Origin of the sequence: Klebsiella sp. KPN54798 (assembly GCF_021184225.1) — a bacterium.
GTDB classification, from domain to species: Bacteria; Pseudomonadota; Gammaproteobacteria; order Enterobacterales; family Enterobacteriaceae; genus Klebsiella; species Klebsiella pneumoniae.
This window is the reverse complement of record NZ_CP089234.1, coordinates 3,678,567-3,702,084: the sequence shown is the minus strand read 5'-3', so window position 1 is coordinate 3,702,084 and position 23,518 is coordinate 3,678,567. Positions and strand designations below refer to the sequence as shown.

The 23,518-nt window shown below is 61.2% G+C and carries 18 protein-coding genes; 12 read left to right on the top strand and 6 right to left on the bottom strand.

What is annotated here, in order from left to right:
• Positions 1-4 precede the first annotated feature (4 nt).
• The gene (locus LPQ25_RS17830) at positions 5-2,692 is read left to right on the top strand and encodes a cation-transporting P-type ATPase (protein ID WP_012737673.1); all 2,688 of its coding nucleotides are present in this window, start codon (positions 5-7) and stop codon (positions 2,690-2,692) included.
• 273 nt (positions 2,693-2,965) lie between these two features.
• Here LPQ25_RS17830 and LPQ25_RS17825 read toward each other — a convergent pair whose 3' ends face one another.
• Positions 2,966-4,249, bottom strand: coding sequence for a putative acyl-CoA thioester hydrolase (locus LPQ25_RS17825; RefSeq protein WP_012737674.1), 1,284 nt, complete (start codon positions 4,247-4,249; stop codon positions 2,966-2,968).
• A gap of 154 nt (positions 4,250-4,403) precedes the next feature.
• On the opposite strand from LPQ25_RS17825, the gene hutI reads away from it, so the two are divergent.
• The 6 genes from hutI to LPQ25_RS17795 all read left to right on the top strand — a co-directional run bounded on the left by hutI (position 4,404) and on the right by LPQ25_RS17795 (position 12,298).
• Complete coding sequence (hutI, locus tag LPQ25_RS17820) at positions 4,404-5,723, top strand: imidazolonepropionase (protein WP_074424898.1); 1,320 nt, start codon at positions 4,404-4,406, stop codon at positions 5,721-5,723.
• On the top strand, positions 5,720-6,676 hold the full coding sequence (hutG, locus tag LPQ25_RS17815) for a formimidoylglutamase (protein WP_012737676.1): 957 nt from the start codon (positions 5,720-5,722) through the stop codon (positions 6,674-6,676). The genes hutI and hutG overlap by 4 nt, the downstream gene beginning before the upstream one ends.
• 61 nt (positions 6,677-6,737) lie before the next feature.
• Entirely contained in the window at positions 6,738-7,463 is a 726-nt protein-coding gene (locus LPQ25_RS17810) for a histidine utilization repressor (RefSeq protein WP_002895358.1), read from the top strand.
• A gap of 142 nt (positions 7,464-7,605) precedes the next feature.
• Positions 7,606-9,294 carry a urocanate hydratase gene (gene hutU / locus LPQ25_RS17805; protein ID WP_004151699.1) on the top strand — a complete coding sequence of 563 codons (1,689 nt, stop codon included), beginning with the start codon at positions 7,606-7,608 and terminating at the stop codon, positions 9,292-9,294.
• Positions 9,291-10,817 carry a histidine ammonia-lyase gene (gene hutH, locus LPQ25_RS17800; RefSeq protein ID WP_012737677.1) on the top strand — a complete coding sequence of 509 codons (1,527 nt, stop codon included), beginning with the start codon at positions 9,291-9,293 and terminating at the stop codon, positions 10,815-10,817. The genes hutU and hutH overlap by 4 nt, the downstream gene beginning before the upstream one ends.
• A 98-nt stretch (positions 10,818-10,915) precedes the next feature.
• A complete protein-coding gene (locus LPQ25_RS17795; protein ID WP_012737678.1) occupies positions 10,916-12,298 on the top strand; it encodes an amino acid permease in 1,383 nt (460 codons plus the stop codon).
• 777 nt (positions 12,299-13,075) lie between these two features.
• Here LPQ25_RS17795 and LPQ25_RS17790 read toward each other — a convergent pair.
• Together LPQ25_RS17790 and bioA are read right to left on the bottom strand one after the other, a co-directional pair.
• Positions 13,076-13,552 carry a kinase inhibitor gene (locus LPQ25_RS17790; RefSeq protein WP_012737679.1) on the bottom strand — a complete coding sequence of 159 codons (477 nt, stop codon included), beginning with the start codon at positions 13,550-13,552 and terminating at the stop codon, positions 13,076-13,078.
• Positions 13,553-13,622: 70 nt separating this feature from the next.
• Positions 13,623-14,912, bottom strand: coding sequence for an adenosylmethionine--8-amino-7-oxononanoate transaminase (bioA, locus tag LPQ25_RS17785; RefSeq protein WP_004215317.1), 1,290 nt, complete (start codon positions 14,910-14,912; stop codon positions 13,623-13,625).
• A gap of 213 nt (positions 14,913-15,125) precedes the next feature.
• On the opposite strand from bioA, the gene bioB reads away from it, so the two are divergent.
• The 4 genes from bioB to bioD are packed head-to-tail and all read left to right on the top strand — an operon-like array spanning position 15,126 to position 18,774.
• Complete coding sequence (gene bioB / locus LPQ25_RS17780) at positions 15,126-16,166, top strand: biotin synthase BioB (protein WP_002895580.1); 1,041 nt, start codon at positions 15,126-15,128, stop codon at positions 16,164-16,166.
• Complete coding sequence (gene bioF, locus LPQ25_RS17775; RefSeq protein WP_014907917.1) at positions 16,163-17,320, top strand: 8-amino-7-oxononanoate synthase; 1,158 nt, start codon at positions 16,163-16,165, stop codon at positions 17,318-17,320. Before bioB ends, bioF begins: the two co-directional genes overlap by 4 nt.
• Positions 17,304-18,059, top strand: a complete 756-nt coding sequence (bioC, locus tag LPQ25_RS17770) for a malonyl-ACP O-methyltransferase BioC (protein ID WP_004179091.1) — start codon at positions 17,304-17,306, stop codon at positions 18,057-18,059. Before bioF ends, bioC begins: the two co-directional genes overlap by 17 nt.
• The gene (gene bioD, locus LPQ25_RS17765; protein ID WP_002895648.1) at positions 18,052-18,774 is read left to right on the top strand and encodes a dethiobiotin synthase; all 723 of its coding nucleotides are present in this window, start codon (positions 18,052-18,054) and stop codon (positions 18,772-18,774) included. Before bioC ends, bioD begins: the two co-directional genes overlap by 8 nt.
• Here the strand turns inward: bioD and LPQ25_RS17760 are convergent.
• The gene (locus LPQ25_RS17760; RefSeq protein WP_004152853.1) at positions 18,716-19,438 is read right to left on the bottom strand and encodes an ABC transporter ATP-binding protein; all 723 of its coding nucleotides are present in this window, start codon (positions 19,436-19,438) and stop codon (positions 18,716-18,718) included. The genes bioD and LPQ25_RS17760 overlap by 59 nt on opposite strands.
• Positions 19,439-19,524: 86 nt before the next feature.
• Positions 19,525-19,737, bottom strand: a complete 213-nt coding sequence (locus LPQ25_RS17755; protein WP_002895652.1) for a hypothetical protein — start codon at positions 19,735-19,737, stop codon at positions 19,525-19,527.
• 411 nt (positions 19,738-20,148) lie between these two features.
• Between LPQ25_RS17755 and uvrB the strand changes: the two genes are divergently transcribed.
• Positions 20,149-22,170 (top strand): excinuclease ABC subunit UvrB, encoded by a 2,022-nt coding sequence (gene uvrB / locus LPQ25_RS17750; RefSeq protein ID WP_004147678.1) that lies wholly within the window; start codon positions 20,149-20,151, stop codon positions 22,168-22,170.
• A 248-nt stretch (positions 22,171-22,418) separates the two neighbouring features.
• On the opposite strand, the gene pmrB is transcribed toward uvrB, so the two are convergent.
• The gene (pmrB, locus tag LPQ25_RS17745; protein WP_048333311.1) at positions 22,419-23,516 is read right to left on the bottom strand and encodes a two-component system sensor histidine kinase PmrB; all 1,098 of its coding nucleotides are present in this window, start codon (positions 23,514-23,516) and stop codon (positions 22,419-22,421) included.
• Positions 23,517-23,518 lie beyond the last annotated feature (2 nt).

Below are 23,518 nucleotides of genomic sequence, written 5' to 3'. Positions count from 1 at the left end.
GAGTATGAATACAGATAAACCGGGGGCGCCCTATTATCAGCGCTCCGTCGAGGAGACTCTCGCCAGCGTGCAGAGTTCGCCGGAAGGGATTAGCGGAACAGAGGCGGCTACGCGCCTGCAGCAGTATGGCGAAAACGCCCTGCCGCAGAAGCCGGGTAAACCCGCCTGGCTGCGTTTTATTGCGCATTTTAACGATGTGCTGATCTACGTCCTGCTGGCGGCAGCGTTGCTCAAGGCGGTGATGGGCCATTGGATCGACATGGCGGTGATCCTCGCCGTGGCGGTGGTCAATGCGCTGATCGGCTTCATTCAGGAGAGTAATGCGGAAAAATCGCTGCAGAGTATCCGCAATATGCTGTCCAGCGAGGCGGTGGCGATCCGTCAGGGCAACCATGAAACCATCCCCACCACCTCGCTGGTACCTGGCGATATCGTGGTGATCCGCGCCGGCGACCGTATCCCCGCCGATCTACGGGTGATTGAGGCGCACAACCTGCGGGTGGAAGAGGCGATCCTCACCGGCGAGTCGACGGTGGTGGAAAAAACCACCGAGCCGCTAAGCGGCGATTTACCGCTCGGCGATCGCAGCAACCTGTTGTTTTCCGGGACCACCGTTAGCTCAGGGGCGGGAAAAGGGATCGTGGTGGCCACCGGCGGCGATACCGAGCTGGGCCATATCAACCAAATGATGGCGGGCATTGAGAAACACCGCACGCCGCTGCTGGTGCAAATGGACAAGCTGGGCAAAGCCATCTTTATCCTTATTCTGGTGATGATGGCGGCGCTGTTCGTCTTTAGCCTGCTGTTCCGCGATATGCCGGTCTCCGAACTGATGCTGTCGTTGATTAGCCTCGCGGTGGCATCGGTCCCGGAAGGGTTGCCGGCGATTATCTCGATTATTCTGTCGATCGGCGTACAGGCGATGGCCCGTCAGAAAGCGATTATCCGCAAGCTGCCGACGGTGGAAACCCTCGGCGCGATGACGGTTATCTGCTCGGATAAAACCGGGACCCTGACCATGAACGAAATGACGGTGAAGGCGGTGATCACTGCCGACAGCGTCTATCGGGTGGAAGGGGATAGCTATGAGCCGGTCGGTAAGATCCACGCCATTGACGATCCGACGCCGGTCACGATCGCGCCCGGCTCGCTGTTCGAGCGCTATCTGCGCACCATCGATCTGTGTAACGACAGCCAGCTTATCAAAGAGGAGAGCGGGCTGTGGAAAATCACCGGCGGCCCGACCGAGGGGGCGCTGAAGGTGCTGGCGGCGAAGGTCACTCTGCCGCCGCTGACCAGCGAACTGCGCAGTAAAATTCCTTTTGATTCGCAATATAAATACATGTCGACCCTCTACCGGCTGGGTGAAGAGGAGGTAGTGCTGGTCACTGGCGCGCCGGATGTCCTGTTCCGCCTGTGCCAGTATCAGCAGAGCGACAGCGGATTGCAGCCGCTGGATCTCCCGTACTGGGAAGGCAAAATTGAAGAGTACGCCCGGGAAGGGCTACGGATGGTGGCCGCAGCCTGGAAGCCGGCTGCCGCAGGCCAGACCGAACTGACCCATCAGGATCTGCAGCAAGGGGTGATTTTGCTAGGGGTCGCCGGGATGATGGATCCGCCGCGTCCGGAGGCCATCACGGCGATTGCCGACTGCCTGCAGGCCGGGATCCGCGTGAAGATGATCACCGGCGACCACCCGCAAACGGCGATGAGCATCGGCAAGATGCTGGGGATTGGCAATGCGGGAAATGCCATTACCGGACGCGAGCTGGAGGTGATGGACGACGCGCAGCTGAGCGTAGCCGCGCAGCAGTTTGATATCTTCGCCCGCACCAGCCCGGAAGATAAGTTCCGCCTGGTGCAGGCTCTGCAGAGTAAGAAAGAAATTGTCGGAATGACCGGCGATGGGGTGAACGATGCCCCGGCGTTGAAGCAGGCTGACGTCGGCGTGGCGATGGGGATCAAGGGGACCGAGGTGACCAAGGAGGCCGCCGATATGGTGCTGACCGATGATAACTTCGCCACCATCGCCAGCGCAGTCCGCGAGGGGCGCCGGGTGTATGACAACCTGAAGAAAACCATTCTCTTCGTCATGCCGACCAACCTTGCCCAGGGGTTACTGATCGTGATCGCGCTGCTGGCGGGCAACGTACTGCCGCTCACGCCGGTGTTGATCCTGTGGATGAACATGGCCACCTCCGCCACGCTGTCGTTTGGCCTGGCGTTTGAAGCCGGTGAGAAAAATATTATGCGGCGGCCGCCGCGCGATCCGAAAATTCACGTGATGGACGGCTTTGCCATCTGGCGCGTAGCGTTTGTGGGGTCAATGATTGCGGTCAGCGCCTTTATTCTCGAAGCCTGGCTGCAGCCGCGCGGCTATTCGCCGGAGTTTATCCGTACCGTGCTGTTGCAGACTCTGGTCACCGCCCAGTGGTTCTATATGCTGAACTGCCGCGTATCGGATGGATTCTCGTTAACCAAAGGTCTGCTGGCCAACAAAGGGATCTGGATCGTCAGCGGCGTACTGCTGCTGCTGCAGCTGCTGATTATCTACGCGCCTTTTATGCAGATGCTGTTCGGCACCACCGGGCTGCCGTTCCGCTACTGGGTGATCACCTTTATCATCGGCTTCGCCATGTTCCTGATCGTGGAACTGGAAAAACCGCTGACCCGCAAATGGCGTTCCGCCTGACGGCGTGAAGCGCTGAACGAAAAAGAAAAGAGGGGGCATCGCCCCCTCTCTGGCTGACGACAAACCTGTTTCGTCATTATGCTCGCATTTCTGCCGGGTGGCGGCTTTCGCCTTACCCGGCCTACGAAAGACTTCAATATCAAACCGTTATGCAGTTATCTGTAGGGCCGCGCAAGCGCAGCGCCGCCGGGCAATTCCTGAAGATTGCACATTGTCAGCAGTTTGAGAGAGGGCATCGCCCTCTCTTTTATTATGGTTCACGCTTGTTGCGCTTTACTGTTTCGGCTCGGCGACCACGGTGCTTCCCACGCCGCGGTTATTGTACTCCCACATGCGGTTGAAGCCGTTGTCGTTGAGGTTGCGCTGCAGATTGCCTTTGTCATCGGCGCTGCCGGTGTTGCCGCTGAACGGGCGGCCGGAGCCTACCGCCGCCGCCCACGGCTGGGCAATATTAAAGCCTTCATTGATAGCGCTGTCGCGGATCACCACCTGGCCGTTGCTGTTGCCATCGACGTCCAGCGCGCGGCCGAGCTGCGCGACGTTATCCCCGGAGGCGGTGAAGCGGCTGTTGGTCGCCAGGAAGCCGTAGGTCACGCTCTTCAGAGTAGCCGGCGCGAAGACGTAGGCCTCTTTCTGGGTACGGGAGTTCACCACGCGGAAATCGGTGTTATCAAACACCACCGCGCCGCGGCCGGAAACGATATCCACATCGCCTTCAATGTAGCTGTTGGTCACCAGGGTGCGGGTCTGACGGTTGTCCTGCAGACGGTTTTGCACGCCGCTGTTGGTCACGAAGAAGGTGTTCTGACGGCCAAGAATATTGACCTTATTGATCTGCACCTGGTCGCCATCGCTGCGCAATGCCACCGCCTGGTGGGTACCGGCGTCAACGCTGTCGCCGAGGTTGTTGGCGATGGTCAGGTTCTGCAGCTGCAGACCATTATTCTGTGACCAGAAGACTGCGGAACACATTACGCCGACGGTCGCCGCGGATTTGCTTTGGCAACTGTCGAACATATACCACGCCGGTTTACCCGGCATATATTTACCGCCTGGATTGACCAGACGACGCCAGGTGTTGCGATCCATCTCGGAATCAATGGCTTCGCTGATTTTCACGTCGATTGGCTTATCGCCAGTACCATACAGGGTCAGGGCGCCCGGCGCCGCCGGAACGTAGACGGTTCCCGGGTACTCGCCCGGCATAATCGCGATATACAGACGACGGTTAGAGTGACGGGCAATTGCCGCATCCACCGCCGCCTGAATGGTGGTATGGGTTACGCCCTGGGTTCCCGCAGGGCCGACGATAAAGTCAGGCTGCGCCGGCAGGCTGATAGCAGACGGCGTCCAGGCGGCGGCGTTGGGAGTCAGCGACTGGAAATAGGCCGCCGGCGTGAAGTTTTTCGCTTCTTCGGCGTTGAGTATGGGACGCGCGGTAGTGCCCGGTGCAGTCTGCGTTGAGGGCTGTTGATCGGCAGGCGTCGAGCTACAGGCGGACAGCGTCACGCCGAAGGCCAGCGCCAGCGCCAGACGGGAAACGGAATATGTGTTCATGTTGCTCCGGGCAAAATTAAGCGTAGTGAAATACCCCGGCTGAGACGCCAGGGTATAAGTCCTTTAAAACCTGCTGTTTTATACTAACTTGAACGAAACGGGAAGACGTGGACGGAAAAACTTACCGTCTTTACGCAACGCGCAGCCCTGCCGGATGGTCTTTAGTCACAAAAAAATAACATTTCCCTGCGCTATTGTTGACTTTACCGGCGTTATGAAAATAAATGTCTATACAACCCATGACAAGTTAAGCGCTATGACTGAAGCCACTTCCGAATTCGTTATCTGGCGAAACGGGCGTCTCGCCACCCTGAACCCCGATCACGCTCAACCTTACGGCCTGCTGGAGCGCCATGCGCTGCTGGTGCGCGACGGCCGCATCGCGGCGATTGTCGCCGAAGATGACGTCCCCAGCGGGCGCAGTATCGATCTTGAAGGCCGGTTGGTAACGCCGGGATTAATCGACTGCCACACCCATCTCGTCTTCGGCGGCAGCCGGGCCCAGGAGTGGGAGCAGCGGCTGAACGGCGTGTCGTATCAAACCATCAGCGCCAGCGGCGGCGGCATTAACTCCACCGTGCGCGCCACGCGCGACAGCAGCGAAGCTGAACTACTGGCGCTGGCCCAGCCGCGTCTGGAACGCCTGCTGCGTGAAGGGGTGACCACCCTGGAGATCAAATCCGGCTACGGCCTCGACCTGCCAAACGAACGCAAAATGCTGCGGGTCGCCCGACAACTGGCCGATCATAATGGCGTGGAACTGTCGGCGACGCTGCTCTCCGCCCACGCCACGCCGCCGGAATATCAAGGCGATGCTGACGGCTATATTACGCTGGTCTGCGAGACCATTTTGCCGACGCTGTGGCAGGAGGGACTGTTTGAAAGCGTTGACGTCTTCTGCGAAAACGTCGGCTTCAGCCCGCAGCAAACTGAGCGCGTCTTTCAGGCGGCGCAGGCGCTGGGCATTCCGGTAAAAGGCCACGTTGAGCAGCTCTCGTCGCTGGGCGGCGCGCAGCTGGTGAGCCGCTATCATGGGCTTTCCGCCGACCATATCGAGTATCTGACGGAAGAGGGCGTGGCGGCGATGCGCGAAAGCGGCACCGTGGCAGCCCTGCTCCCCGGCGCGTTCTACTTCCTTAATGAAACCCGTAAACCGCCGGTCGAGCTGCTGCGCAAGTACCAGGTGCCGATGGCGGTGGCGACCGATTTCAACCCCGGCACCAGCCCCTTCGCCAGCCTGCATCTGGCGATGAACATGGCCTGCGTCAAGTTTGGCCTGACGCCGGAGGAGGCGTGGACCGGGGTGACGCGCCATGCCGCACAGGCGCTGGGGCGCCAGGCCAGCCACGGCCAGCTGGCGCCGGGCTTTGTCGCTAACTTCGCCATCTGGGATGCTGAACATCCCGTCGAGATGGTGTATGAGCCGGGGCGCAGTCCGCTCTGGCATCGCGTTGTTCAAGGAGAGTTGCAATGATGCTGTGGCAAGCTACGCCAGCCAGTCTCTGGCAGGGACGCGACGACAGCGCGGAAGCGCCCAATGCGCTGCGCCTGTTCCAGACCATCGCCCGCGCGGAACGCTTCGCGCCGCAGGAGATGCCCGGCGATATCGCGCTGCTCGGCTTCGCCTGTGACGAAGGGGTTCGGCGTAACAAGGGGCGTACCGGGGCAGCGGACGGCCCGGCGACCCTGCGCCGGGCGTTGGCCAATATGGCCAGCCATCAGGGTCATGACCGCTGCGTGGATATGGGCACCATCAGCGTCGACGGCGAGCAGTTAGAAGCCGCGCATCAGGCGCTGCGCGAGGCGGTGGCCGACTGTCAGCGGGCGGGTAAACGCACGCTGGTGCTGGGCGGCGGCCACGAGACGGCCTTCGGCCACGGCGCTGGGGTACTGGATGCCTTCCCGGGCGAAAAAGTGGGCATTATTAATCTCGATGCGCATCTGGATCTGCGCTTTGCCGACTGCGCCAGCTCCGGGACGCCGTTCCGCCAGTTGGCGCTGGAGTGTGACGCGCAGCAGCGCGGTTTTCACTATACCTGCATCGGGGTTAGCCGGGCGGCGAACACCCAGGCGCTATGGGATGAAGCGGCGCGCCGCCAGGTGGCTATCGTTGAAGATCTGGAGGTGCTGACAGCCTTCGAAACTCGCGTGTTGCCGGAGCTTGAGCGCAATATCGCGCAATTCGACCGTCTGTATCTGACTATCGATCTCGACGTACTGCCGGCGCGAGAAATGCCGGCGGTGTCGGCCCCGGCGGCGCTGGGCGTGCCGCTGGCCACGCTGCTGCGCATCGTTGAGCCGCTGTGCCGCAGCGGTAAGCTGCAGGCGGTGGATCTGGTGGAGTTTAACCCGCTGTTTGACATTGACGGTCAGGGCGCTCGCACGGCGGCCCGTGTGGCATGGCAAATCGCCCATTGGTGGCGCTAGCGATCCGCGCTATTATTTTCGTTTCGCCGCTCCGCTTATTACGCATAAGGAAAGCCAGGCCATGTTTGCACAACAACCTCGTTCCGCGCCCGCGCCTTTCTATGAAAAGGTGAAGCAGGCGATCAGCGAAAAGATCCACAGCGGCGTCTGGCGACCGCATGACCGTATCCCGTCGGAAGCTGAGCTGGTGGCCCAGTTCGGCTTCAGCCGAATGACCATCAATCGCGCGCTGCGCGAGCTGACGGACGAAGGCCTGCTGGTCAGGTTGCAAGGGGTGGGAACCTTTGTCGCCGAGCCGAAAGGGCAGTCAGCGCTGTTCGAGGTGCGCAGTATTGCCGCAGAAATTGTCGCCCGTCACCATCAGCACCGCTGTGAGGTACTCCTGCTTGAGGAGACCCGGGCGGATCATATTCAGGCGACGGCGCTCAGCGTCCCGGAAGGCACCCGCATTTTTCACTCGCTGATGGTGCATTACGAAAACGAGGTGCCGGTGCAAATCGAAGATCGCTGCGTCAATGCCGCAGTGGTCCCGGACTATCTGCATCAGGACTACACCGCCACCACGCCCCATGATTACCTGTCGCTGATCGCGCCGTTAACTGAAGGTGAACACATTGTTGAAGCGGTGCAGGCCACGGCGGAAGAGTGCGCGCTGCTGCATATTCACGCCCACGATCCGTGCCTGCTGATCCGTCGCCGCACCTGGTCGACAACCCACATCGTCTCCCACGCGCGCCTGCTGTTCCCCGGTAGCCGATATCGTCTGCAGGGGCGCTTTGGCTCCTGATCCACGCTGGCGTCAGCAAAACGTGATTGCTGACGCAATATAACAAAATTGTATCATTTCTGTTAAATCCTGGCTTGCGCATGCTTGTATAGACAAGTATATGTATCTACGTAAACAACGTTCATTGTCAGGAGAAACCCCGATGTCGCAAAGCAAATATCGCCAGCTGGACGTCCGTGCGCCAAGAGGCACGACGCTGACCGCGAAGAGCTGGCTGACCGAAGCCCCGCTGCGTATGTTAATGAATAACCTTGATCCCGATGTCGCCGAAAACCCGCACGAGCTGGTGGTCTATGGCGGTATTGGTCGCGCAGCGCGCAACTGGGAATGCTATGACGCTATCGTGAAGGCGCTGAAGAACCTGGAAAGCGATGAAACCCTGCTGGTGCAGTCCGGGAAGCCGGTGGGCGTATTCAAAACCCATGAAAACTCACCGCGCGTGCTGATCGCCAACTCCAACCTGGTACCGCACTGGGCCACCTGGGAACACTTTAACGAGCTGGATGCCAAAGGGCTGGCGATGTACGGCCAGATGACCGCCGGCAGCTGGATCTACATCGGCAGCCAGGGCATCGTGCAGGGTACCTACGAAACCTTCGTCGAAGCCGGTCGCCAGCACTACCAGGGCAGCCTGAAAGGCCGCTGGGTATTAACCGCCGGTCTGGGCGGCATGGGCGGCGCGCAGCCGCTGGCCGCGACGCTGGCCGGCGCCTGCTCGCTGAACATCGAATGTCAGCAGAGCCGCATCGATTTCCGTCTGCGTACCCGCTACGTGGATGAGCAAGCCACCTCGCTGGATGACGCCCTGGCGCGCATCAAAAAATACACCGCCGAAGGGCGGGCCATCTCTATCGCGCTGTGCGGCAACGCCGCGGAGATCGTACCGGAGCTGGTGAAGCGCGGCGTGCGCCCGGATATGGTCACCGACCAGACCAGCGCCCACGACCCGCTGCATGGCTATCTGCCGAAAGGCTGGAGCTGGGAAGAGTATCAGCAGAAAGCCGAATCCGACCCGCAGGGCACTATTCTGGCGGCGAAACGCTCGATGGCCGATCACGTGCAGGCGATGCTGGCCTTCCATGAGATGGGGGTCCCAACCTTCGACTACGGCAACAACATCCGCCAGATGGCGCAGGAAGTGGGCGTCAGCAACGCCTTCGATTTCCCGGGCTTCGTGCCGGCCTATATCCGCCCGCTGTTCTGCCGCGGTATCGGCCCGTTCCGCTGGGTAGCGCTGTCCGGCGATCCGCAGGATATCTACAAAACCGACGCGAAAGTGAAAGAGATCATCAAAGATGATCAGCACCTGCACCACTGGCTGGATATGGCGCGCGAGCGCATCAGCTTCCAGGGACTGCCGGCGCGTATCTGCTGGGTCGGTCTGGAGTGGCGGCAAAAGCTCGGTCTGGCGTTTAACGAAATGGTGCGCAGCGGCGAAGTCTCCGCGCCGATCGTCATTGGCCGGGATCACCTTGACTCCGGCTCCGTCGCCAGCCCGAACCGCGAAACCGAAGCGATGCGCGATGGTTCTGATGCGGTCTCCGACTGGCCGCTGCTCAACGCCCTGCTCAATACCGCCAGCGGCGCGACCTGGGTGTCGCTGCACCACGGCGGCGGGGTAGGCATGGGCTTCTCGCAACACTCCGGGATGGTTATCGTCTGTGATGGTACCGATGAAGCGGCGGCGCGTATCGCCCGCGTCCTGCACAACGACCCGGCCACCGGCGTGATGCGTCATGCCGACGCGGGGTATGAGATTGCCATTGAATGCGCAGCAGAACAGGGTCTGAATCTTCCGATGGTGGCGGCAACGCAGGGGAACGCTAAATGAAATCTTTAACTTTGATCCCGGGTCAACTCAGCCTGTCGCAGCTCCGCGACGTTTACAGCCACCCGGTAAATATTACCCTCGACAGCGGCGCGTTTGCCGCCATTGACGAGAGCGTGGCCTGCGTTAACGCCATCCTTGCCGAAGGGCGTACCGCCTACGGCATCAACACCGGTTTTGGCCTGCTGGCGCAAACCCGTATCTCGACGGAAGATCTGGAGAACCTGCAGCGTTCGCTGGTGCTGTCCCATGCGGCGGGCGTTGGCGAGCCGCTGGACGATGATCTGGCGCGGCTGATTATGGTGCTGAAGATTAACAGCCTGTCCCGCGGTTTCTCCGGGATCCGCCTGAGCGTGATCCAGGCGCTGATTGGCCTGGTGAATGCCGGCGTGACGCCGTGGATCCCGGCCAAAGGCTCCGTCGGCGCTTCCGGCGACCTCGCGCCGCTGGCGCATATGTCGCTGACCCTGCTCGGAGAAGGTAAAGCGCGGGTACGCGGCGGCGACTGGCTGCCGGCCACCGAAGCGCTGCGTCAGGTGGGGCTGGAGCCGATTACCCTGGCGGCGAAAGAGGGGCTGGCGCTACTCAACGGCACCCAGGCCTCGACCGCTTTTGCCCTGCGCGGTCTGTTCGAAGCCGAGGATCTGTTCGCCTCCGCGGTCGTCTGCGGGGCGTTAACCACCGAAGCGGCGCTGGGCTCACGTCGTCCGTTTGATGCGCGCATCCATGAAGTGCGCGGCCAGCGCGGGCAGATTGATGCGGCGGCGCTGTATCGCCACCTGCTGACCGACGATAGCGCGATCTCGCAGTCGCACCATAACTGCAGCAAGGTGCAGGACCCGTACTCCCTGCGCTGCCAGCCGCAGGTGATGGGCGCCTGCCTGACGCAGATCCGCCAGGCGGCTGAGGTGCTGCTGGCTGAAGCCAACGCGGTCTCCGATAACCCGCTGGTCTTTGCCGCCGAAAATGACGTCATCTCCGGCGGTAACTTCCATGCCGAACCGGTGGCGATGGCCGCGGATAATATCGCGCTGGCGATCGCCGAAATCGGCTCGCTCTCCGAGCGCCGCATCGCGCTGATGATGGACAGCCATATGTCGCAGCTGCCGCCGTTCCTCGTCAAAAATGGCGGCGTCAACTCCGGGTTTATGATTGCCCAGGTCACGGCGGCGGCCTTAGCCAGTGAAAACAAAGCGCTGTCGCACCCGCATAGCGTTGACAGCCTGCCAACCTCTGCCAACCAGGAAGACCACGTCTCGATGGCGCCGGCGGCCGGTCGCCGCCTGTGGGCGATGGCCGAGAACACCCGCGGGGTGCTGGCCGTTGAGTGGCTGGCGGCGGCGCAGGGGCTGGATATGCGCGAAGGACTGACCACCAGTCCGCTGCTGGAAGAGGCGCGTCACTTGCTGCGCGAACGCGTGCCGCACTATACGCAGGATCGCTACTTCGCCCCGGATATCGATAACGCCATTGCGCTTCTGGCGGCCCGTCACCTGACGCGTCTGCTGCCTGCCGTACTGCATTAATCACCGTTGTTCTCTGTACCCGCGTCGGGGGAAGTCATTCCCCCGACCGCCCTACACCGCATATTTGTCGTCATATAAAAAAATCAGGACACCTGTATATGCAACAACAACACAAGCCACATCTGCTGCGCGGGCTCAATGCCCGACACATTCGGTTTATTGCGCTCGGCTCCGCTATCGGCACCGGGCTGTTCTATGGCTCGGCCTCAGCCATCAAAGCGGCGGGCCCGGCGGTGCTGCTGGCCTATCTGATCGGCGGCGCGGCGGTCTTTATGGTCATGCGCGCGCTGGGCGAGATGGCGGTGCGCAATCCGGTTTCCGGCTCCTTCGGCAGCTATGCCCGCCAGTATCTCGGGCCGCTGGCCGGGTTTATTACCGGCTGGACCTATACCTTTGAAATGGTGATCGTCGCCCTGGCCGACGTCACCGCCTTCGGCATCTATATGGGATTGTGGTACCCCGATGTGCCGCGCTGGATCTGGATCCTCAGCATCATCTTCTTTATCGGCGCGATGAACCTGTGCAACGTGCGGGTATTTGGCGAGATGGAGTTCTGGCTGTCTCTGGTGAAGGTGGTGGCGATTATCGCCATGATGCTGGCGGGGGCGGGGATCATCTTCTTTGGCTTTGGCCACAGCTTCCCGGCCACCGGGCTGGAAAACCTCTGGAGCCACGGCGGCTTTGCCCCTAACGGCTGGCAGGGCGTTATCGCCTCGCTTGGCATCGTGATGTTCGCCTTCGGCGGGGTGGAGATTATCGGCGTCACCGCCGCGGAAGCGAAGGATCCTAAGAAGGTGATCCCGCAGGCCATCAATACCATTCCGCTGCGCATTATCCTGTTCTACGTCTGCACCCTGGCGGTACTGATGGCGATCTTCCCGTGGAACAGCTTTGGCGAACAGGGGAGTCCGTTTGTGCTTATTTTCGACGGTCTGGGGATCCCGGCGGCGGCGACCATCCTTAACATCATCGTGATCAGCGCCAGCATCTCGGCGATTAACAGCGATATTTTTGGCGCCGGACGCATGATGTACGGCATGTCGAAAGAGGGGCTGGCGCCGAAAAGCTTCCAGCGCATCGCCAGCAACGGTGTGCCCTGGATGACGGTGGTGGTCATGGGCGGCGCGCTGCTGGCGGCGGTGGTATTGAACTATCTGATCCCCGAGCAGGTATTTGTGCTAATTGCTTCGCTGGCGGCATTCGCCACGGTATGGGTGTGGCTGATGATTCTGCTATCCCATTTTGCCATGCGCCGCGGTTTGTCTGCCGAAGAGCGCAGCCAGATCGCCTTTCCCATTCCGTTCTGGCCGGTTGCGCCGCTGTTGACGCTGCTGTTTATGGGGCTGGTCATCGCCGTATTAGGGATGTTTGCCGAAACGCGGATGGCGCTGATCGCCGGCCTGGTCTGGCTCGGGCTGCTGACGGTGGTGTGGTATGCGCGGGTGCGTAAAACGGCGCTGCAGGTAGCCACTGAACAGTAAGATCAATTTCCCCGGTGGCGCTGCGCTTACCGGGGCTACAAATGGCACGGACCGTAGGCCGGGCAAGGCGTCAGCCGCCGCCCGGCATAAAAGCGGCTCCGTGCCCGCGGCAATCGCCCGGCGGCGCTGCGCTTGCGCGGGCCTGGGGGTATTGTAGATACTGCTATCGGCTTGTAACGGTTTTAATCCGGTAAAAACAGTTGTTTTGTATTAATTCCGAGCACATTGCGCTCCCGAAATGTCTTCTACGTTATGTTACTCATGGCGCAGGGAGCGCACAGGGGGCGGCCAGTCGCCGCCGCCCCCTGTACCCCCGGGCTTCGGCCAGCAACATCGCCACTGCGTGGTGCCTTCGACTTATCCCTGCAGGCTTCGGGTCGGGCCGAGGCAGCGTCCTTGCAAAACACGGCCCTCAGCCCGCATCCATGCGGGCTGCCCCGGCCTTCCGGGAACGTCTCAGCGATGTTGAGGCCGCAACACCGGCAGTTTCAGCGGCCCCATGTTCGGCGGCGATTCACATACTGGGTCTGGACCCCGTAGGCCGGGTAAGGCGTCAGCCGCCGCCCGGCAAAATAACCGCGCAATAGCACCGTAGGCCGGGCAAGGCGTCAGCCGCCGCCCGGCATAAAAGCGGCTCCGTGCCCGCGGCAATCGCCCGGCGGCGCTGCGCTAGCATGGGCCTGGGGGTAGTGTAGGTCGGGTAAGCGCAGCGCCACCCGAAAAACAAATGGCGCCTCGGGTACCCCGGATAAGGCGCAAGCCGCTATCCGGGGAAGATTAACTGAACAGGGCGGTGATGGAGGCGCTGGCGAGGGAATGGAAATGGACGTTAAAGCCGACCATCGCGCCGCTGGCCTCAGCATCCACCTCAATTTTCTCGACGTCCAGGGCGTGGACGGTGAAGATATAGCGGTGGGTTTCGCCCTTCGGCGGCGCCGCGCCGCCGTAGCCTGCCTTACCAAAATCGGTGCGGGTCTGAACGGCCTCTTCCGGCAGCTCCGCCTGACCGGAACCGGCCCCTTGCGGCAGGACGCGGGTATCGGCCGGCAGGTTAGCGACCACCCAGTGCCACCAGCCGGAGCCGGTCGGCGCATCCGGATCGTAGCAGGTCACCACAAAGCTTTTGGTTCCCGCGGGCACATCATCCCACATCAGATGCGGCGAAATATTGTCGCCATCGTAGCCCATGCCGTTGAAGACGTGACGATTAGGCAGCTTACCGCCGTCCTGGATATCGTGACTGATCAGTTTCATGCTTCATCCTCATTGATAATGCGCTGATTAACAAAGAAGTGTAGCCTTCCCGACGACGCAATTCCGCTATTTATTCGCTAAAAAATGTTTCGTCCTGCACTGCTTGGTTGACCGCACGGGTCAGGCGGGTCAGCTGCTCGGGCGTGATGATGTACGGCGGCATCAGATAAATCAGCCGGCCAAACGGACGGATCCAGACTCCCTGCTCGACGAAAAAGCGCTGCAGGGCGGCCATGTTGACCGGGCGACGGGTTTCAACCACGCCAATAGCGCCCAGCACGCGGACGTCTGCGACCAGCGCGGATCCCCGCGCCGGGGCCAGCTCGGCCTGCAGCTGGGCTTCAATCGCCGCCACCTGCGGCTGCCATTCGCCGCTCTCCAGCAGGCGCAGGCTTTCGCCGGCCACCGCGCAGGCCAGCGGATTGCCCATAAAGGTGGGGCCGTGCATAAAGCAACCGGCTTCGCCATTGCTAATGGTTTCAGCAACCGTTCGGGTGGTGATGGCGGCGGAAAGGGTCATGGTGCCGCCGGTCAGCGCTTTGCCCAGACACAGAATGTCGGCGGTAATCCCGGCGTGTTCACAAGCGAACAGCTTGCCGGTGCGGCCAAAGCCGGTGGCAATCTCATCGGCGATCAGCAGTATCCCTTCCCGGTCGCACATTTTACGCACCCGCTTCAGCCACTCCGGATGGTACATCCGCATGCCGCCCGCCCCCTGGACGATAGGTTCGAGGATCACCGCGGCGATTTCGTGACGATGCGCGGCCATCAGGCGGGCAAACGGTACCATATCCATCTCGTCCCACTCGCCGTCAAAGCGGCTTTGCGGCGCGGGGGCGAACAGGTTATCCGGCAGGTAGCCCTGCCACAGGCTGTGCATCGAGTTCTGCGGATCGCAGACCGACATCGCTCCGAAGGTATCCCCGTGATAGCCGTTGCGGAAGGTCAGAAAACGACGACGTGGTTCGCCTTTAGCCTGCCAGTACTGCAGCGCCATTTTCATCGCCACCTCTACCGCCACTGAACCGGAGTCGGCGAGGAAAACGCACTCCAGCGAGGCCGGGGTCATCGCCACCAGCTGACGGCATAGCGCAACTGCCGGCGGATGGGTGATCCCGCCGAACATCACGTGCGACATTTGGTCAATTTGCCCCTTCAGCGCCGCATTGAGGCGTGGGTGATTGTAGCCGTGGATCGCCGCCCACCAGGAAGACATACCGTCAACCAACTGTTCGCCGCCGGCGAGGGACAGCTCGCAACCGTGGGCGGACACCACCGGGTAGACCGGCAGGGGGGAAGTCATAGAGGTGTAGGGGTGCCAGATGTGGCGCCGATCGAAAGCGAGATCGTCCAGTGTCATAAGCGACTTGTAAACCATTTTGAAAACATTTAGGTTTACAAGTCTACACTGAACTTACTTACAATGAAACGTACACAAAATATTTCGCGCAGCATCGAGGCGGCAAGCGAGAACATCCCCAGGAGCATAGTTCACTATATGACTGGGAGGCGCGAGTGCCGCCAACAAAGAGGCTGTGTGAAATAGGAAGTGTACGACCTTTTGGAGAGGAAAATGGCTCACCAACCTCGCTGGACAATGTCGCAAGTAACGGAATTATTTAATAAACCGCTGATCGATCTGCTATTCGAAGCGCAGCAAATCCATCGTCAACACTTTGATCCGCGCCAGGTGCAGGTCAGCACCCTGCTGTCGATCAAAACCGGCGCCTGCCCGGAAGATTGTAAATATTGCCCGCAGAGCGCACGCTACAAAACCGGCCTCGAAGCCGAGCGCCTGATGGAGGTTGAGCAGGTGCTGGAATCAGCGCGCCAGGCGAAAAACGCCGGCTCCACCCGCTTCTGTATGGGCGCGGCGTGGAAAAACCCCAATGACCGCGATATGCCTTACCTGGAGCAGATGGTGAAAGGGGTGAAGGCGCTGGGGCTGGAGTCCTGTATGACGCTCGGCACCCTGACCGACAGTCAGGCGCAGCGCCTGGCCGAAGCGGGCCTCGATTACTACAACCACAACCTTGATACCTCGCCGGAATTTTACGGCAACATCATCACCACCCGCACCTACCAGGAGCGCCTGGATACGCTGGACAAAGTGCGTGATGCTGGGATCAAAGTCTGCTCCGGCGGTATCGTCGGGCTGGGAGAGAGCGTAAAAGATCGCGCCGGACTGCTGCTGCAACTGGCTAATCTGCCGACGCCGCCGGAGAGCGTACCGATCAACATGTTGGTGAAGGTCAAGGGCACGCCGCTGGCGGATAACGACGACGTCGACGCTTTCGATTTCATCCGCACTATCGCCATCGCGCGCATCATGATGCCCACCTCCTACGTGCGTCTCTCCGCCGGCCGCGAGCAGATGAACGAGCAGACCCAGGCGATGTGCTTTATGGCCGGGGCGAACTCGATTTTCTACGGCTGCAAGCTGCTGACCACGCCGAACCCGGAAGAGGACAAAGACCTGCAGCTGTTCCGCAAGCTGGGGATCAACCCGCAGCAGACGGCGGTGCTGGAAGGCGACAATGAGCAGCAGCAGCGTCTGGAGCAGGCCTTACTCACCCCGGACACTGAGGAATATTACAACGCGGCGGCGCTATGAGCTGGCAGCAGCGAATCGATCGGGCGCTGGACGAGCGGCGGGCGGCGGAAGCTTTTCGCCGCCGCCTGCCGGTGACGCACGGCGCCGGGCGCTGGCTGGAGCGGGAAGGGGAGCGCTGGCTTAACTTCTCCAGCAATGACTATCTGGGCCTGAGTCAGCATCCGGCGATTATCGCCGCCTGGCAACAGGGGGCCACGCGCTATGGCGTCGGCGCCGGCGGCTCGGGCCACGTGAGCGGCTATAGCGAAGCCCACCGCGCGCTGGAAGAGGCGCTCGCCGACTGGCTGGGCTATCCGCGCGCATTGCTGTTTATCTCCGGCTTTGCCGCGAATCAGGCGCTGATCGCCGCCCTGGTGGAGAAAGACGATCGGATTGTCGCCGACCGCCTGAGCCACGCCTCTCTGCTGGAGGCGGCGAGCCTCAGCCCGGCGCAGCTGCGGCGCTTTACCCACAACGATCCGCAGCAGCTCGCGCAACTGCTGGCTAAGCCGCTGGCGGGCGAACAGTTGGCGGTCACTGAAGGCATTTTCAGCATGGACGGCGACAGCGCGCCGCTGGCGGCCATTCACGCCGCGACGCAGGCCGCAGGGGCAGTGTTGCTGGTGGATGACGCCCATGGTGTTGGCGTGGTCGGCGACGAAGGACGCGGGAGCTGCGCCGCGCAGGCGGTGCGCCCTGAGCTGCTGGTGGTTACCTTCGGCAAGGCCTTCGGCGTCAGCGGCGCGGCGGTGCTGTGCGACGAAGCAATGGCCGATTATCTGCTGCAGTTTGCCCGTCATCTGATCTACAGCACCGCGATGCCGCCCGCCCAGGCGGTGGCGCTGAGGGCTGCTCTGGGGATCATTCGCAGCGATGAAGGGCAGCAGCGTCGCGACATCCTGGCCGCCCGCATCCGTCAGTTCCGTGAGGGGATGGGCGAGGTGTCGCTGGGGTTGACCGACTCCGTCAGCGCGATCCAGCCGCTGATCGTCGGCGACAACGCCCGGGCGCTGAACCTGGCCTGCCGTCTACGCGACGCGGGCTGCTGGGCAACGGCGATCCGTCCGCCGACGGTGCCGGTCGGCAGCGCGCGTTTGCGCCTGACCCTGACAGCCGCCCATCATGCTGAAGACATTAACCGTTTACTGGAGGTGCTGCATGGCCACAGTGAATAAGCAGGCGGTGGCCGCGGCGTTTGGCCGGGCGGCCAGCGGCTATACGCAACATGATGAACTGCAGCGGCGCTGCGCCGATCTATTGCTGCGCCAGCTGGCGCGCCGCGATTTTGCGCAGGTGCTGGATGCCGGCTGCGGCCCCGGCAGTATGAGTCGCTATTGGCGTGAGGCGGGCAGCGTGGTGACCGCGCTGGATCTCTCCGCCGGGATGCTCGCCCAGGCGCAGCGTAACGACGCCGCGCAGCATTATCTGCTGGGGGATATTGAGGCGCTGCCGCTGCCGGACGCCTGCGTCGATCTGGCGTGGAGCAATCTGGCGGTGCAGTGGTGCGACGATCTACGGGCGGCAATTGGCGAGCTGTACCGGGTGGCGCGTCCCGGCGGCAGAGTGGCGTTTAGCACGCTGCTCGCCGACTCGCTGCCGGAGCTCAATCAGGCGTGGCAGGCCATCGACGACCGGCCGCATGCCAACCGTTTCCTTAGCGAAGCGGCGGTGCGCGCGGCGCTTCGCGGCCTGCGCGCGACCGGCGAGGTTCATCAGATTAGCCTGCCGTTCGCCGATGCGCTGAGCGCTATGCGCTCGCTGAAGGGCATCGGCGCCACCCATTTGCACCAGGGACGGACAGCCGCCCCGCTTGGCCGCGGCAAACTGCGCGAGCTGCAGCTGGCCTGGCCGCAGCGGCAGGGCATCTGCCCGCTGACGTATTCTCTTTTTACAGGAGTCATTGAGCGTGACTAAACGTTTTTTTGTCACCGGGACCGATACTGAAGTCGGTAAAACCATCGCCAGCAGCGCCCTGCTGCAGGCGGCTAATCTGCTGGGTTTTCACACTGCCGGCTATAAGCCGGTGGCCTCCGGTAGCGAGCTTACCGGCGATGGGCTGCGTAATGAAGATGCGCTGGCGCTGCAGCGTCATAGTCGGGTCGCGTTGCGTTACGACCAGGTGAACCCCTATACCTTCGCCGAGCCGACCTCCCCGCACATCATCAGCGCCGACGAAGGGCGGCCGATCGCCGCGGCCAGGCTCTCCAGCGGGCTGCGTGAGCTGGAAGGTCTCGCCGACTGGGTGTTGGTGGAAGGCGCCGGCGGCTGGTTTACGCCGCTCTCGGATTCCCTGACCTTCGCCGACTGGGCGCAGGCGGAACAGCTGCCGGTCATTCTGGTGGTGGGCGTTAAGCTCGGCTGTATCAACCACGCAATGCTTACCGCTCAGGCGGTACGCCAGGCGGGACTACCGCTGGCGGGGTGGATCGCCAATGACGTACAGCCGCCGGGCAAGCGCCACGCCGAATATCTGGCGACGCTGAAAAACCGACTGGCCGCGCCGTTCCTCGGCGAAATACCGTGGCTTGCCGACATCGCGCAGCGCGACGATCTCGGCCAGTATCTGGACCTCAGGGCGCTGGATCCGGCGTTATCCACTGCGCCAGCAGCGGCTCATCCAGCGCCATAATATCGCCTTCGGCGACGTTACGGCCCCGGTGCAAGACACAGAAGCGATCCGCCACCCGGCGGATAAAGGGCAGGTGCTGCTCGGCGAGCAGCACCGTCAGGCCGATATCGCGATTTAACCGCAGCAGCAGATCCGCCAGCTTTTGCAGGCAGCGCGGCCCTCTGCCGCGCGAGGGTTCATCAAGGATCAGCAGCCGCGGCTGGACGATCAGCGCCCTGGCCAGCGCCAGCTGGTACTGATCGTCGTCGCTCAGCGAGGCGCCTTTGCGCTGCCGTAGGGCATAGAGCTCGGGAAAATGCTCATAAATCTCGCCGCCGCTGGCGTTAGCCCCGGGTTTCCCGGCCGCCAGGGCGATGTGCAGGTTCTCTTCCACGCTGAGTTGGGAAAAAATGCGTTTATCTTGTGGCACGTAGCCGATACCAATGGCGCTGCGCGATTGAGCGGACAGGGGGGTGAGATCCTGCGGCGGGGCGCCAATGTCATGCCAGGTCATCCGGCCGCTAGCCACCGGCAGGTGGCCAGCAATGCAGTTAACCAGGGTGGTTTTTCCCATGCCCTCGCGTCCCAGTACGCCAATGCACTCTCCCGGGCGTAGTACAAGATCGACATTCCACAGCGAATGCTGGTTGCCGTAAAAGTGATTTACTGCCTGTAAATTCAACATGGACGTTTTCTCCTTATCCTGGCGTCAGGGCGACAGAAAGATGCTGCAAAACTCTTGCCAGGAAAAAGAACGCTCGGAAAAAAGCGCTAAACGCCGATACCATCGGGCCTCGTCAGCGCCGGGGCTGCACTTTTCCGGTGCCCGACGCTAAAGGGTGGTGCAAAAAGCAGCAAAAATCGAGCGGCTTTAAGCGGATAGTTATCAAAAATAGTTCGATAAAAATTTTTCGCCACGCGGTTGACCGCAAAAGGCGACAGGCGCCGGGCGGCGGTGGTCTTGGGCTGCGGACAGTTATCCACTATTCCTGTGGATAACCTTGTGTATTAGAGTTAGAAAACCTGCGGTAAGCTAGAGCGTACGCGGCTTGCGGCTGAATTGGCGCGAAAGGCGTCTTTTCTTTAAAGGTCTTAAATATCAGCTTGTTAGATAAAATCAATGGGTGTAAGAAAAGCGTCATCTGCTGCCATAAAAGTTTCACCCGTCCGCTTGACAAATGTTAAAAGGTAAAATTTTCTGGGGATAACCCTGGCGGCCGGAGGATTATTCCGTCTGACGCGCGTTTTGCACCCAGCTTGCCGGCCAATAAGACCCTTTTGTGGCGTTATCATAAGTACGTACTGTTTAAATATCCAGTGTAATTTATTGGCAAAAAACGGTCCGGGGGGTAGAATTAAACACCGGCCGCTAATTCTTTTTTCAGGTTCTGATTGATGAGTAAATCGTTTGTACTGCATTCCGCCTTTCGCCCCTCCGGAGACCAACCGGAAGCCATCCGCCGCCTGGAAGAGGGGCTGGAGGATGGGCTTGCGCATCAGACGCTACTGGGGGTTACCGGCTCCGGTAAAACCTTTACCATCGCCAACGTGATTGCCGACCTGCAGCGGCCGACGATGGTGCTGGCGCCAAACAAAACCCTGGCGGCTCAGCTCTACGGCGAGATGAAAGAGTTTTTCCCGGAGAATGCCGTCGAGTATTTCGTCTCCTACTACGATTACTATCAGCCGGAAGCCTACGTTCCCAGCTCAGATACCTTCATTGAGAAGGACGCCTCGGTTAACGAACATATTGAGCAGATGCGTCTGTCGGCCACCAAAGCGCTGCTCGAGCGGCGCGACGTAGTGGTGGTGGCGTCAGTCTCGGCGATCTACGGCCTCGGCGACCCGGACCTGTATCTGAAAATGATGTTGCATCTGACGGTCGGTATGCTGATTGACCAGCGGGCGATCCTGCGTCGTCTGGCCGAACTGCAGTATACCCGCAACGATCAGGCCTTCCAGCGCGGCACTTTTCGCGTGCGCGGCGAGGTGATCGACGTCTTCCCGGCGGAATCCGACGATATCGCCCTGCGCATTGAGCTTTTTGACGAAGAGGTCGAGCGTCTGTCGCTGTTCGACCCGCTCACCGGCCACGTCGAAGGGACGGTGCCGCGCTATACCATTTATCCCAAGACCCACTATGTGACGCCGCGGGAGCGCATCGTCCAGGCGATGGAAGAGATCAAGCTGGAGCTGGCGGAGCGGCGCAAGGTGCTGCTGGCCAACAACAAGCTGCTGGAAGAGCAGCGCTTAACCCAGCGTACCCAGTTTGACCTCGAAATGATGAACGAGCTGGGTTACTGCTCGGGCATTGAAAACTACTCGCGCTTTCTCTCCGGGCGCGGGCCCGGCGAGCCGCCGCCGACCCTGTTCGACTATCTGCCGGCGGATGGCCTGTTGGTGATTGACGAATCCCACGTCACGGTGCCGCAGATCGGCGGTATGTACCGGGGCGACCGGGCGCGCAAAGAGACGCTGGTGGAATACGGTTTCCGCCTGCCGTCGGCGCTGGATAACCGGCCGATGAAGTTTGAAGAATTCGAAGCGCTGGCGCCGCAAACCATCTATGTGTCGGCGACCCCGGGCGCCTATGAGCTGGATAAATCCGGCGGCGAGGTAGTGGATCAGGTGGTGCGGCCGACCGGTCTGCTTGACCCAATCATCGAAGTGCGCCCGGTGGCGACTCAGGTCGACGATCTGCTGTCAGAGATCCGCCTGCGCACGGCCATCAACGAGCGCGTGCTGGTCACCACTCTCACCAAGCGGATGGCGGAGGACTTAACCGAGTATCTTGAGGAGCACGGCGAGCGCGTGCGCTATCTGCACTCGGATATCGACACCGTCGAGCGCATGGAAATCATCCGCGACCTGCGTCTTGGCGAGTTTGACGTGCTGGTGGGGATCAACCTGCTGCGTGAGGGGCTGGATATGCCTGAGGTGTCGTTGGTGGCGATCCTGGATGCGGATAAAGAGGGCTTCCTGCGTTCTGAACGCTCGCTGATCCAGACTATCGGCCGCGCGGCGCGCAACGTCAACGGCAAGGCCATCCTCTACGGCGATAAGATCACCCCCTCCATGGCCAAAGCCATTGGCGAGACCGAGCGTCGACGGGAGAAACAGCAGCGCTACAACGAAGAGCACGGCATCGTGCCGCAGGGGCTCAATAAGAAAGTGGTGGATATCCTGCAGCTGGGCCAGGGCCTGGCGAAAACCAAAGCCAAAGGGCGCGGTAAAGCGAAGGTCGTTGAGCCTGCCGGGCTTAGCGCTGTGGATATGACGCCAAAAGCGCTGCAGCAGAAAATCCACGAGCTGGAAGGGCAGATGATGCAGCACGCGCAGAACCTCGAGTTTGAGGAGGCGGCGCAAATACGCGACCAGCTGCATCAGCTGCGCGAGCTGTTTATCGCCGCCTCCTGATTCTGGGCGCAGACTGGCGGAGTGGACGTGCGGGGTATAGTGAAGGCGCGCTTCTCTTATCGTCCTGCTTGCCAGATAACAAACATTTGAGAAGAAAAAAGGCCGCGTTGCGGCCTTCTTAATGTTTGCTTAATCTCGCCAGGCGACACTATCTTCAACCTGATGAGGATAGCGCCCATGCAAAAAATTAACTTCCGTGAATATCTGGCGGTCGCCACCGCCCTGGTCATTATTGTTGCCTTCTTCCATCAATGGGTGCTGACGTTCTGACCCCCGCGCTGCGGGAATAGCACCCACGCGCGGACCCCTGGCCCTAGCTGTCGGTTATGCAAAAAAAACTGGGCGTCATGCAGCTGAGCGATGCGCGTGACGATGCTCAGTCCGAGGCCAATGCCGCCGTAGCGACTGTCCATGCGCACGAAGGCTTTACTGAGTTCGCCGCTTTTCGCCTCATCGATCCCCGGCCCTTCATCTTCCACCGCCATCACCGGCATCAGGCCCGCTTTCACCGACACGCGGATCGTCGACCCTTCAGGGCTGTAGCGGTGAGCATTCTCCACCAGATTGCGCAGGATCACGCGGATTAACGTCGCATCGCCAGAGACGACGGCCTCGTTTTCGATATCCGTCAGCAGCAGCCGCTGCTGACGCTGCGCCAGCATAGCCTCCAGTTCGTCCTGCAGGGGTTTTACCACGTCATCCAGCAACAGCACCTGCTGGTAGCTGCCGGCGGAGAAGGACTGGCCGACGCGCGCCAGCTGCAGCAGCTGGGAAATGCTGGTGGTCATCTGATCGAGACGCTGGATCAGCGGGTCGACGCCCATGCCATGCACTTTCGCCAGCAGCTCAAGGTGCAGCCGCAGCCCGGCCAGCGGGGTGCGTAGCTCATGCGCCACGTCGGCGGTAAACAGCCGCTCGCGGTCGAGGGTCAGATTGAGGCGGGAAACCAACTGATTCAGGGCGGTGGTCACCGCCGTGACTTCGGGCACCGATTCGCTGAGTACGATAGGGGTGAGGTTGTCCGGCGTGCGGTTCTCCAGTTCGCTTTGCAGACGTGAAAGCGGGCGGGTGATCTTGCGCACCGCCAGCATGCTGATATACAGCGCCAGGCCAACGATCAGCAGGCTCGGCACCAGCAGGCTGGCAACCGCTTCCCGTACCTCATGCTCCACATGTTTCTGGTTGTTGTGCCCTTCGATAGCGCTGGCCACCAGCAGCTGGATCTGCTCTTTGCTCTCATGCCATAGCCAGAAGACGCTTATCAGCTGGCAGACCACCAGGATGGCGCCGATGGTCAGCAGCAGCCGGTGGCGCATGGTCCAGGTTTCAGTTGCAAACAGAGCCATGG

Bases quoted from the DNA above. Each gene is read 5' to 3' on its own strand.
- LPQ25_RS17830 (WP_012737673.1), top strand. From the start codon at position 5: ATGAATACAGATAAACCGGGGGCGCCCTATTATCAGCGCTCCGTCGAG.
- LPQ25_RS17825 (WP_012737674.1), bottom strand. From the start codon at position 4,249: ATGAACACATATTCCGTTTCCCGTCTGGCGCTGGCGCTGGCCTTCGGC.
- hutI (WP_074424898.1), top strand. From the start codon at position 4,404: ATGGTCTTTAGTCACAAAAAAATAACATTTCCCTGCGCTATTGTTGAC.
- hutG (WP_012737676.1), top strand. From the start codon at position 5,720: ATGATGCTGTGGCAAGCTACGCCAGCCAGTCTCTGGCAGGGACGCGAC.
- LPQ25_RS17810 (WP_002895358.1), top strand. From the start codon at position 6,738: ATGTTTGCACAACAACCTCGTTCCGCGCCCGCGCCTTTCTATGAAAAG.
- hutU (WP_004151699.1), top strand. From the start codon at position 7,606: ATGTCGCAAAGCAAATATCGCCAGCTGGACGTCCGTGCGCCAAGAGGC.
- hutH (WP_012737677.1), top strand. From the start codon at position 9,291: ATGAAATCTTTAACTTTGATCCCGGGTCAACTCAGCCTGTCGCAGCTC.
- LPQ25_RS17795 (WP_012737678.1), top strand. From the start codon at position 10,916: ATGCAACAACAACACAAGCCACATCTGCTGCGCGGGCTCAATGCCCGA.
- LPQ25_RS17790 (WP_012737679.1), bottom strand. From the start codon at position 13,552: ATGAAACTGATCAGTCACGATATCCAGGACGGCGGTAAGCTGCCTAAT.
- bioA (WP_004215317.1), bottom strand. From the start codon at position 14,912: ATGACACTGGACGATCTCGCTTTCGATCGGCGCCACATCTGGCACCCC.
- bioB (WP_002895580.1), top strand. From the start codon at position 15,126: ATGGCTCACCAACCTCGCTGGACAATGTCGCAAGTAACGGAATTATTT.
- bioF (WP_014907917.1), top strand. From the start codon at position 16,163: ATGAGCTGGCAGCAGCGAATCGATCGGGCGCTGGACGAGCGGCGGGCG.
- bioC (WP_004179091.1), top strand. From the start codon at position 17,304: ATGGCCACAGTGAATAAGCAGGCGGTGGCCGCGGCGTTTGGCCGGGCG.
- LPQ25_RS17760 (WP_004152853.1), bottom strand. From the start codon at position 19,438: ATGTTGAATTTACAGGCAGTAAATCACTTTTACGGCAACCAGCATTCG.
- uvrB (WP_004147678.1), top strand. From the start codon at position 20,149: ATGAGTAAATCGTTTGTACTGCATTCCGCCTTTCGCCCCTCCGGAGAC.
- pmrB (WP_048333311.1), bottom strand. From the start codon at position 23,516: ATGGCTCTGTTTGCAACTGAAACCTGGACCATGCGCCACCGGCTGCTG.